The organism is Mycobacterium sp. 1165178.9 (genome assembly GCF_001673555.1).
In the GTDB taxonomy this organism is placed as follows: domain Bacteria; phylum Actinomycetota; class Actinomycetes; order Mycobacteriales; family Mycobacteriaceae; genus Mycobacterium.
Map to the genome: position 1 here is coordinate 1 of NZ_LZMB01000384.1, position 11103 is coordinate 11103.

Sequence of the window (11103 nt, forward strand, 5' to 3'; positions counted from 1 at the left end):
TGCCGACAACACCACGTGCACGCCGTACGAAAGCCCCTGAGCCGCGAGCGCGGTGACCGACTCCTCCAGCGCGTCGAATTCTTGGCGCACGCTCCCCCAGCCGTCGATGACCAGGAACACGTCACCGAACGGATCACGCGATGCATCAACGGCGGCACGCCGCTGCCGGTATTCGGCGATCGACGCGATGCCGTGCTCGCGGAACAAGGCTTCGCGGCGCCGCACGACCGACTCGCATTCGGCGACTATCCGGCCGACCAGACGCGGCTCCGCCCGGCCCGCGACCGCACCCACATGCGCCAGGGTGCGCACCGCCGACAGCGCCCCACCACCGAAATCCAGGCAGTAGAACTGCACCTGGCACGGGCGATGCGTGGCAGCCAAGGCCGTAGTGAGCGTGCGCAGCGCCGTCGACTTCCCGGATTGGGGTGCACCGACGACCGCCAGATTGCCCGCGGCTCCGGACATGTCGACCACCAGCGGCGTCCGGCATTGGTCGAAGGGCCGGTCGACAATGCCGATGGGGACGGCCAGGCTGCCCGGCGCGCACGCGGCGTCGGCCAGGACGGCGTGCAGCGCGGGCGCCGCCCCGAGCGGAGGCAGCCAAACCCGATGCGCGGGCGGCCCCTTGCCAGTCAGACGGTCAAGGACCACACTCGCGATGGTTCGTTCAGGAGCCTCGCTCAGCTGGGCGGCGCGGCTTACCGTCCCGGTCACCCAGGTGCCGAACACCCGCACCTTTCGCGCCGCCACAGCTTGCCCACCGGCTGGCGTGTTCGCCGGCAGCGGCGCCGACACCAACGCGGCCTGGAAGCGAACCGGTTCGCCGCCGCCGATCCGCAAGAAGCCTGCGCCAGGGGTGCTTGGCAGTCGGTATGCGTCGAGACTACCCAATATGGACTGGGATTCGTTGGCCGACAGTGTCTTCAGGCACATCCGATAAGACAGGTGGGCTTCCAATCCGCGTAGCCGGCCCTCATCGAGACGCTGACTCGCCAGCAGCAGGTGCATGCCCAGCGACCGGCCGAGGCGGCCGATCGCGGCGAACGTGTCGGCGAAATCGGGATGCTGGCTGAGCAGTTCGGAGAATTCGTCGACGATGATGAACAGTGTGGGCAGCGGAGGCAACGTTCTAACACCGCGCGCCCGTTCGTATGCCGCGACGCCGGCGCAGCCCGCCGTTCGCAGCAGCTGCTGGCGACGGTTCATCTCACCGGAAAGGGCATCGCGCATCCGCGCCACCAGGTGAGCGTCGTCGGACAAGTTGGTGATCAAAGCGGCCACGTGCGGAGCGCGCGTATAGTCGAGAAAAGTTGCGCCGCCCTTGAAATCGATGAGCAGCAGGTTGAGCGCGTCCGGTGGGTTGTGCGCCATCATTCCCAACGCAATCGTGCGCAACAGCTCTGACTTGCCGGACCCGGTGGCGCCGATGCACAGCCCATGCGGGCCCATCCCGTCTTCGGCCGGTTCCTTGATGTCCAGCTCGAGTGGGCCGCCCCCAACCGTAGTTCCGATCGGCACGCGAAGTCGGTCGCGGCCTCGTCGGCGACGCCGCCACGCGACCGGGTCGATGCGGTTCAGCTCGGAAAAACCCATCAGCTCTGGCCAATTCGGCTCATCTGCTGCGCGGTGACCCGTGCGCGAATCGTACCCGGCCAGTCGGCGCGCACATATCAGCGCGTCGAGGGGCGCCATCCGGTCGGGACACCATCCGGGTGCCGGATCGGCGGGCGTCCGGACCGTCAACGGGGCGCCGTCGCAGCGGGCACCCACCCCGACCGTGGTCACCCCGACTATCGGATCGATGCCGGAGGCCAGGTCCGTGACCACAACCACTTCGCGTCCTTGGACCGCGGTGAGCGCTTCCTGAGCTTCGGCCACACTCGGGTAGATCATCCGCACCGGGCCCGCCTCATCGACGTCGACCGGATGTTTATTGTGCGGAAGCCATTTCAGCCAATCCCAGTGACCGCGATCCTCGTCGTCGACGGCCGCCACGATCAGCACTTGGTCGGGTGCGTGCAGTACGGCGAGCTGGCAAAGAATCGCGCGCAGCAGCCCGCGCACCTCGCCCGGATCGCCCTCGATCGTCACGTGTGTGCCCGCGCGCAGGCCGATCGTGACCGGAGCGCGGACCGTCGAGTGCGCATGCAGGAAACGCTCGAGTGCCGTGGTGGTGACCGGGTCCCGGTGCTCCTCGGGCGGAAGCTGCGGCGCAACCAAGCGGCGACCCAGCGGCTGCGTTCCCATGCCCACACGGACGAGTCCGAAGTCGGCGTCGGTTGGCCCGAGCTCCCACATCCGCGGGCCACCGATCAGCGTCCATAGCGTGTCGGGATCGGGATGCCGGTTCATCGCTGACCGATGTTGTGCCACAGCAATTTCGGACACGGACCGACTCAGTTCGCTGAGGTAGCCGACATATTGATCGCGGTCGGCATCGACGCTACCGCCCTGCCTGCCCGCACGACCGGTCAGCGCCGTCACCACGGTCGAAACCAGCAACGTGCCCGGAAATGCCAGAAACATGGGGTTACGGGTCGCACCAGTTCCAGCGGCGAACATCGCGACCATGACGCCCATGCCCGCCAGAGAAAGCGCAACCGGCAGCAGCCGTGCGAGTACGCCCGGCACGGTCGGCGACGCGAGGTCCGGCGGCGCGTCAACAACGATGTCCGCCGGCGCGACGGTCTGGTTCACCTCATCCCCCTCCCGTGCGACGACGCTAGGTAGCGCCGACATCGGTGGCAAGTCGCCTGTGCACAACCGGATACCGGCTCGTGCGGACCTGGCTATGTTTCCTTTGAGTCCGACGGAGGGGTTTGCTGTTGACTGCATCCGACACCGGCCTGCGACGCGTCTCGGTGCATTGGGACGCTGCGGCCGTCGACGTCACCCTGCCCGCAGGAATCCCTGTCGCCGTGCTGGTTCCGTCGGTCGTCGACATCCTGAGGGTTGGGCATTCCGGCAACGAGCCCTGGCGCTACCGCTTGTCGCTGCCCGGCGCAACCGGGTTGGATCCGTCGATGACTCTGGCGCAACACGGCATCGGCGATGGCGCAATCCTGGTGCTAAGCCGTAGCACCACGCCGTTACCGGCTCCCCGCCACGTCGATATGGCGGAGGCCGTGTCGGCCGCGCTCGGCGCGACCACCAAGCCGCGCGGCCGCGCTTCACATGCGCGCGCTGCCCGACTCATCGCGGCGGCGGCGGCGATCGGTTGGTCCGCCGTCGGAGGGTTGACCATAGTGCGGAACACATTGCGCCTCAACGCTAGCCGCGACATCGCCACGACGGTCACCGCGTTGGCGGGAGCCGGCCTCGCCGTCGTGCTGGCGGCAGTTGCGCACCGCGGCTATCAGGACCAGGGCGCCGGGCTGGCGCTGAGCCTTTTTGCCACGGTGTTCGCGGCGATTGCCGGCTTTGTCGCGGTGCCGGGCGCGCCAGGCATGCCCCATGCGTTATTGGCCGCGACGGCGGCCGGCGTTACCGCGTTTGTCGCGATGCGCGTATCGGGTTGCGGTGTGGTCACATTGACCGCCGTGGCGAGCTGCGCCGCGCTCGTCGCGGGGGCGGCGCTGGTGGGCGTGGTCAGCGCGGCGCCACTGCGCATCGTCGCTTCGGCGGCCGCGCTGGTGTCCGTCGGCCTGCTTCCTGTCGCGGCGCGCGCATCAATCGCGTTGGCCGGGCTGTCGCCCCGACTTGGGACACCGGAGATCGAACCTGCCTACGCGAGAACACGTTCCCAAGCGGTCCGCGCCGACAGGTGGTTGACAAGCCTGCTTGCCGGATTATCGGCATCCGCGACGGTGGGCGCGGTCGTCACCGTGCTCGCCGGCGCACCAAGTCTGACGTGCACCGCGTTCGGCACGCTCACCGGTGTACTGCTACTGCTGCGCTCCCGATCCACCGACACGGGAAGAATGCTGGTGTCTGCGATATGCGGAATCCTCATTACCGCAACGACCTTCGGCGTGGCGGCCTCGCGCGCGCCGGTGCCCGGCCCCTGGATCGCGACAGCCACGATGCTGGTGGTCGCCGTGGCGGTGTACCTGGGCTTCGTCGGCCCGGCGAGGGCCGCCTCGCCCGTCCTGCGCCGGAGCCTCGGGCTACTGGAGGTGGTGGCGCTGGCCGCGATGGTTCCGTTGACTTGCTGGGTAGGTGGACTGTACGGCGCCGCCCGGGGATTGAACCTCACGTGATGGGTCCGCGCGCGGCCGGCCGCCTGCTGGCCGCGTCGGCGCTGACGCTGGCGGCAGCGTGGGGAATGCCGACGGCGCAGGCGGTTTCACCGCCAGACATCGATGAGAGCCGGCTGCCCAAGCCCGCCTTGCCGGCCCCCCCGTGGCCGACCGTGCAACGCGAGATTTGCGCGACGATGACCATCGACTCGGCACCGGGCCGCACTGTGCCGACGGGCCTGGGCGACCTGTTGGCGGTATGGCAACTCAGCCGCGGTACCGGGCAGCGGGTCGCGGTCATCGACACCGGGATCTCACGACACTTGCGGCTGCCCGATGTAGTGCCCGGCGGCGACTACGTGTCCACCGGCGACGGCACGCAGGATTGCGACGCACACGGCACGCTGGTGGCTGGAATCATCGCGGCCGCAGCCGATTCCAAGGCCGACGGCTTCAGCGGGATGGCACCGGAAGCCACGTTGATCAGCATTCGTCAGTCCAGCGCGAAATTCGCCCCCACCGGCGACCGGTCCCACGCCGGAGTCGGTGACGTCGACACGCTGGCGAAAGCCGTTCGGACGGCGGCCGATCTGGGGGCCTCGGTGATCAACATTTCGTCGGTTGCGTGCGCGCCGGTGGCTTCGGCGCTCGACGACCGCGCGCTTGGCGCGGCACTGGCCTACGCCGTCGACGTCAAAGACGCGGTCATCGTGGCCGCCGCCGGCAATTCCGGCGCGGGACAGTGTCCAGCGCAGCGAGCCGACGCTACCTGGCAGACCATTACGGTCGCCGTGAGTCCGGCGTGGTACGACGACTACGTGCTGACCGTCGGATCGGTGAATCTTCGTGGAGGGCCTTCGGCCTTCACCCTTGCCGGCCCCTGGGTGGATGTCGCGGCGCCGGGTGAGGCCGTGACGTCACTCGCGCCGGAGCCCGTATCCGGCACGAGCTATGCCGCCCCGGTGGTCAGCGGGCTTGCCGCGCTGATCCGGGCGCGCTTCCCCGCATGGACCGCCCGCCAGGTGATGCAGCGCATCGAGACGACGGCGCATCATCCATCCGCCGGATGGGATCCCCTCGTCGGCAACGGCACCATTGACCCGCTCGCCGCGGTCAGCACCGGCACGGGTCCGCCCGGCGACAGTCCCAGCCCGTCGAAGGCAGCCGTGCCGATCACCGCGCCGCCGCCGAGCCAACCGCGCGATTCTCGCGCGCGGGACACCGCGCTGCTTGGAGTCGCGATCTGCCTGGTTGCGCTGAGTCTCGCTCTGGCCACCGGGGCAATCAGAGGCCGCCTACGGCGAGCCCGCGACCGCATCGCGTGCGATTGACGCGTTCTGCCGGCTCAGCTCAGGTCCGGCGGGCAACAAAGTGAGGAGCGGCCACGGCGCCGGGCCCGCGCCGTCAAGCCCGAGCGCGTGCGCGGCGTCGTCGTCGTGAACGGCGAACCGGACGCCGGTGTCGGTGATCAGGTAGCGGGTACCGGCATTGTCACCCGCCCGCACGTAGGCGCTCGCCCCGGGCGGCACGTACACGGCGTCCAGCGCAGGGCCGGGGCCGTCGGCTTGCGCCAAAGCCACCGGCGCCCGGCCGGAAGGAATCGGCAGCAGGCTCTCGGCCAGGAATACGACGTCGCTGTGGCCGGATCGCACCTGCTCCCAGCCGGCGCACAAGGTGCCGGCCGGCTCTGACAGCGTGGGCGCCCTATTGGGGAAGAGGCCAACCGGAAGCTCGGCGACGACGGGGGCGGCCCGGATCGCGTCGGGCGCGACGGTGACAGGGTTGGCCGTCTCCTGCGGGTTCTTGAACCGCAGTAGGTCAGCCGCCACCTGGCCGATCCGCTGCACTCCGGCGGCCAAGACGGCGTAATACTCGTCGCCGTCGGTGCGCGTGATGCGAAGCACACTGCCGACCGCGAATCCGGGCAAACCCGGGGCAGTGGCGCCGCGACTATGGATACGTGGCGGTGCGATAGGCGGCGCTTCCGGCACGGCATTCAGCAATGCCTGCGAGACGAGAAGCGGCGTTCTGCCCTCGAGGCGCAGGGCGCGCACCACGGCAGCATCGTCGAGGTCCACGATCGCCCGGTGTCCGTCGTAGATCAAGTAGGCGGGCGTACTGGACGCCGTGCTCACCAGGATCGCTTCCCCGGTCGGAATGCGGTGCACCGTTGGCGCCTCGGAGCGGCGGCCAATGATGACGGTCGTGGTGCTAGCGCCCGTGCTAGCGCATATCAACCAGCCCATGTCCTCTGGAGACAGTGGCTTGCCGAGAAACTGCGGTGCGCCCGGAATGCCCACCAGCGGGCCGCGTTTGGTGGTGGACAGGTCGGATTCGGTGACCGGTTGCGGGTTGGCGGCCGTCGCGGCGACGAGCCGGGCGGAGGCTAGGTTGAGCACCGGGTGCCAGGCGTCGCCCACCCGAACGAAGAGCGCCCCGGACTCCCGGCTCACCACGATCTGGGCGCGATCCAGCGCCACATGAGGCCGCAACACGGCGAGTAGCGCGCAGCCGGCCACTAAAACAACGGTGATCACACACCCGAACGCCACCGGATGGGTGCCCGAGCGAGACCCCGCGTTCTCTCCCAGCAATGCGCTTTCGAGGCGCCGCAGCAAATACCGGTAGGCGCTGACGTGCAGCCACGTGGCCGGCTGAGGCGGCACCTGATCTCCTGACTTCGAAATTCGAGCTAACGGCCACGGTAAGCCGCCTTTTACCGGCGCTAGAGCGGTTATCCACAGGTCATTCGGGTTCCGGCGCATCACAAGTTAGGTAAAATTGCCCGGTGAAAACTCACCGTGTACGTACCCGTCGGGCGGGCACCGCGCGGTCAGCGGGCCGTTTGATCGGCTTGGGCGCTTCTGCCCTGGTTATCGCCGCTGGCCTGGTCGCGACCCCCGCCGCGGCGCCCAAAGCCTCCGCCGATGACTGCCCGGACGTCGAGGTCATCTTCGCCCGCGGCACGAACGAGCCACCCGGCCTGGGCCGGGTGGGCGACGCGTTCGTGGACTCGCTGCGCCAGCAAACCGGCCTGAACATCCTGCCCTACGGCGTGAACTACGCCGCCAGCAAGCTGCAGCTGCACGGCGGCGACGGCGCCAACGACACGATCGACCGCGTCAAGAAGAGCGTGGAGAAGTGCCCGAACACCAAGATCGTGCTGGGCGGCTACTCGCAGGGCGCCTCGGTGATGGACATCGTGGCCGGCGTCCCGATCGGCGGTATCAGCTGGGGCAGCACGCTCCCGGCGCAGTACGCCAACAACATCGCGGCCGTCGCCACCTTCGGTGACGTGGCCGACCGCGCCGGCGGGACCCTGCCCAGCCAGAGCGCGATGCTGGGCTCTAAGGCCATCGACCTGTGCAACCCCAACGACCCGATCTGCCACGCGGGCCCCGGTAACGAGTGGAGCGGCCATACCGAGGGCTACGTCCCCGTCTACACCACCCAGGCGGCGGCGTTCGTCGCGCAGAAACTGGCGGCCGCCGGCCTCGGCCAGCAGTCGCCCGCGTTCGGTCCGCCGCTGGGCCCCGGCTACGGCCCGCAGACCTCACCCGGCAACGGTCCCCAGCAGCCCGGGTACGGGCCACAGTCGCCGGTCTACGGGCAGAACCCGCCCGGATCCGGCCCGTCTATCCACGGTGGCACCGGCCCCGGTCCGTCCCCCGCGCCGGCGGTGCCCGCGCCCGCTACGGACGCACCGCAAGCACCTCTCGTCTAAATCGTTACCGTCGGGTTATCAACGCCCCCTTAACATCGCTGTGTGAGGCTTATCCCGTTCGGGCTGGGCATCGGAGTTGGCGTGACGGGCGCGTTATTGATTGCTCCCCAATTGGTTCCGCATGCGTCGGCGTCGTGCCCCGGCGTTGAAGTGGTGTTCGCCCGGGGCACCGACGAGCCACCCGGTGTGGGCAAGGTCGGCGGTGCCTTCGTCAGCGCGTTGCGCGAGCAGACCCGCAAAAGCGTTGGCGCATATGCGGTGAACTATCCGGCCAACAAAGACTTCCTGGCCGCGACCAACGGCGCCAACGACGCCAGCACCCATCTTCAGCAGATGGCCGTCAACTGTCCCAGCACCAAGCTCGTGCTGGGCGGCTACTCTCAAGGCGCCGCCGTCGTCGACATCGTCACGGCCGCACCGATATCCGGCCTCGGCTACCGCCAGCCATTGCCACCGCAGGCCGCCGATCACGTGGCCGCCGTCGCGCTGTTCGGCAATCCGTCCGGCCGGGCCGGTCAACTGATGAGCGCGCTGTCCCCGAATTTCGAGGGCAAGACCATCGACCTGTGCAACCCTGGCGACCCGATCTGCTCGGGGGGTACGCAGTGGAGTTCGCACCTGAGCTACGTGCCCGGCTTGACCAACAGGGCCGCGAATTTCGTCGCCGGCAGGGTCTGACCTTGAGTCAGCGCTCATACGGCGCGGCGAGCGCCGCGTCCATCGCCGTGGCATCGCTGCTCGCGTTGGCGGTCACCACTCTCTCCGCGCCGGCCGCATCTGCGGAATGCCCTGGCGCCGAAATGGTTTTCGCCCGCGGCCGCGAGGAGCCACCCGGCGTCGGTTACGTCGGCGCCGCGTTCCTCAACTCCCTGCGCGCCAAGGTGCGTATGCCGGTGGGCGCCTACGGCGTCAACTATCCCGCCGATGTCAGCCCGGCCAAGGGCGCCAACGACATGAGCGCGCATGTCCAGCAGATGGCGAGAACCTGCCCGGGCACCCGCGAGGTGCTCGGCGGCTATTCGCTGGGCGCCGTTTCCGCCGATCTGGTTGTCGCCGTGACCCAACCGGCATTCGGATTCACCAACCCGCTGCCGCAGGCATTGGATCAGCAGGTGGCCGCGGTCGCCCTGTTCGGTAACGGCACCCGCAAAGTCCTTGGCCCCGTTCCCGATTTCGACCCGGCCTTCGCGGCCAAGACCATCGATGTGTGTGCGAAGGGTGACCCGATCTGCTCAGCGGCCGGCCTGAATTGGCCTTCGCATCTGCAGCCCTCCTACATCGACTCCGGGCTGGTGGATCAAGCCGCCGGCTTCGTCGCCGCCAGGCTGTGAGTGCTCAATCGCGCGAGCGCACATCCCGGGTGATCAGGTTGCGTGCGGCCAGCTGGTCATCGGGCGGGTAGTCGACACCGATCAGCGACAAGCCGTGGGCGGGTGCGGCGGCGAAGTCGCTGGATCGCTCTGTGGCGCTGAGCAATTCGCGGCAATAGGAGACGGAACGACGGTGTTCGCCGACGGCCAGCAGCGCACCGACCAGTGAGCGCACCATCGACCAGCAGAACGCGTCGGCGCTGACGTGCGCGGTGATCAGGTCGCCGTCGCGGGTCCAGTCCAGTCGCTGCAGGTCGCGAATGGTGGTGGCGTTCTCGCGCTGACGGCAGAACGCGGCGAAATCGTGCAATCCCAGCAGGTCTCGCGATGCGGCGGCCATCGCCTCGACGTCCAGCGGCCGCGGCCAGGCGGTGACATAGCGGGCCTGCAGCGGCTGCGCACCCCAGGGCGCCGTCGAGAGGCGATACAGATAGTGACGGCGCAGCGCCGAGAACCGGGCGTCGAAACCCTCAGGCGCGCGGGTGATATCGACGACCCGGACATCGGTGGGCAGAAACCGGCCCAGCCGGCGCAGCAGTGGCAGAAACTCGGGTTCACCGACGTGCGGGGCACGCGGATAGGCGTTCGGCAGCGCTTCGGGCGGCACGTCGACGTGCGCCACCTGCCCGGTGGCATGGACTCCGGCGTCGGTGCGTCCCGCAGCGCGCAGCCGCACCGGCGTGCGAAAGACCGTCGTCAGCGCCTCGTCGAGAATTCCCGCCACTGTCCGCTGGCCCGCCTGAGTGGCCCAGCCCGCGAAACCTGTTCCGTCGTAGGCGATATCCAGCCGCAGACGGACGTCCCCGCTAACTCTCGTCAGCCTCGTCGTTCGCCTCGGCGGCTTCGGCTTCGGCCCGAGCGGCGACGGCCTTCTCGGCCTTTTCCTCGGCCTCTTCCTGCGCCTTGGTGGGCTCGGCCTCGTCCTTGGCCTCCTCGGCCTCGGGCGCGACTTCCTCGGCCGTCGGGCCGACGGCTTCCTCGGGCTCGACAGCCGCCTGAGGCGCCGCCGCTGCCGCGACTGGAGCGTCGGTCTTCTTCGAGGCCTTCACCCGGCGAGCCCGATCGGCCTCGGAGGTGACCGTCTTCTCCCGCACCAGCTCGATCACGGCCATGGGCGCGTTGTCGCCCTTGCGCGGCTCGACCTTGATGATGCGGGTGTAACCGCCGTTGCGGTCGGCGAAGAACGGACCGATCTCCTCGAACAGGACGTGCACCACGTCCTTGTCGCGGATCTTCTTCATCACCTCGCGACGGTTGTGCAGCGCACCCTTTTTCGCATGCGTGATCAGCTTTTCCGCATATGGCCGCAACGCACGCGCCTTGGGCTCGGTCGTCTTGATTCGGCCGTGCTCGAACAGCGACGTGGCCAGGTTGGCCAGCAGGGCCTTTTGGTGGGAAGACGACCCGCCGAGGCGAGGTCCCTTGGTGGGCTTGGGCATTGCGACTATCTCCTCATTGGGGCCGGCCCCCGTATCAGGTAGGGCCGGGACGGACTTTCGTCAGTTGTGTCCGGTTCCTCAGCGGCCGCTGCCCGGCCGCATCGTCACCGGACGGCCATTACAGCTGTTCGGTTTCCGCGTAGTCCTGGTCGTCGTAGGACGCCTCGCTGGACCAGGTGCCGGTGGCCACGTCGTAACCCGCGACCTGCTCGATATCCGCAACTTCGGTCAGAAGTCCATCGACGAGGTGAAGGTCAAGCTGCACCAGCTGGGCCTGTCGCTCAAGGACAGCCCGCCGAGCTTCGACCCCTCGCAGGTCGCGGGTTACGACGTGGCCACCGGCACCTGGTCCAGCGAGGCGTCCTACGACGACCAGGACTACGCGGAAA

The 11103-nt window shown here is 68.7% G+C and carries 9 protein-coding genes and 1 pseudogene; 6 read left to right on the forward strand and 4 right to left on the reverse strand.

The features are described 5' to 3' along the window. Window positions 1–2700 (reverse strand): type VII secretion protein EccC (locus tag A5652_RS16820; protein WP_067353649.1); only part of this gene is annotated, 2700 nt, incomplete at its 3' end. A 128-nt stretch (window positions 2701–2828) separates the two neighbouring features. Here A5652_RS16820 and eccD point away from each other — a divergent pair. Further along, on the forward strand, window positions 2829–4202 hold the full coding sequence (gene eccD, locus A5652_RS16825; protein WP_156745387.1) for a type VII secretion integral membrane protein EccD: 1374 nt from the start codon (window positions 2829–2831) through the stop codon (window positions 4200–4202). Beyond that, the gene (gene mycP / locus A5652_RS16830; RefSeq protein ID WP_067353652.1) at window positions 4202–5512 is read left to right on the forward strand and encodes a type VII secretion-associated serine protease mycosin; all 1311 of its coding nucleotides are present in this window, start codon (window positions 4202–4204) and stop codon (window positions 5510–5512) included. The genes eccD and mycP overlap by 1 nt, the downstream gene beginning before the upstream one ends. Here the strand turns inward: mycP and eccB are convergent. Beyond that, a complete protein-coding gene (gene eccB / locus A5652_RS16835) occupies window positions 5477–6847 on the reverse strand; it encodes a type VII secretion protein EccB (protein WP_067353655.1) in 1371 nt (456 codons plus the stop codon). The two genes, mycP and eccB, sit on opposite strands and share 36 nt — an antisense overlap. A 122-nt stretch (window positions 6848–6969) precedes the next feature. Here eccB and A5652_RS16840 point away from each other — a divergent pair, with 122 nt between their 5' ends. From A5652_RS16840 to A5652_RS16850, 3 genes are read left to right on the forward strand one after another with little or no spacing between them, the layout of a single operon-like run. Continuing rightward, the gene (locus A5652_RS16840; protein WP_369805811.1) at window positions 6970–7905 is read left to right on the forward strand and encodes a cutinase family protein; all 936 of its coding nucleotides are present in this window, start codon (window positions 6970–6972) and stop codon (window positions 7903–7905) included. A gap of 42 nt (window positions 7906–7947) precedes the next feature. Beyond that, window positions 7948–8583, forward strand: coding sequence for a cutinase family protein (locus A5652_RS16845; protein WP_067353662.1), 636 nt, complete (start codon window positions 7948–7950; stop codon window positions 8581–8583). Next, window positions 8580–9236, forward strand: a complete 657-nt coding sequence (locus A5652_RS16850) for a cutinase family protein (protein WP_067353678.1) — start codon at window positions 8580–8582, stop codon at window positions 9234–9236. The genes A5652_RS16845 and A5652_RS16850 overlap by 4 nt, the downstream gene beginning before the upstream one ends. 4 nt (window positions 9237–9240) lie before the next feature. On the opposite strand, the gene truA is transcribed toward A5652_RS16850, so the two are convergent. Next, on the reverse strand, window positions 9241–10095 hold the full coding sequence (gene truA, locus A5652_RS16855; RefSeq protein ID WP_082983954.1) for a tRNA pseudouridine(38-40) synthase TruA: 855 nt from the start codon (window positions 10093–10095) through the stop codon (window positions 9241–9243). Next, entirely contained in the window at window positions 10082–10714 is a 633-nt protein-coding gene (rplQ, locus tag A5652_RS16860) for a 50S ribosomal protein L17 (RefSeq protein WP_067353669.1), read from the reverse strand. Before rplQ ends, truA begins: the two co-directional genes overlap by 14 nt. A 196-nt stretch (window positions 10715–10910) precedes the next feature. On the opposite strand from rplQ, the pseudogene A5652_RS26935 reads away from it, so the two are divergent. After that, window positions 10911–11103: pseudogene (locus A5652_RS26935) on the forward strand (DNA-directed RNA polymerase subunit alpha C-terminal domain-containing protein); the annotation flags it as partial.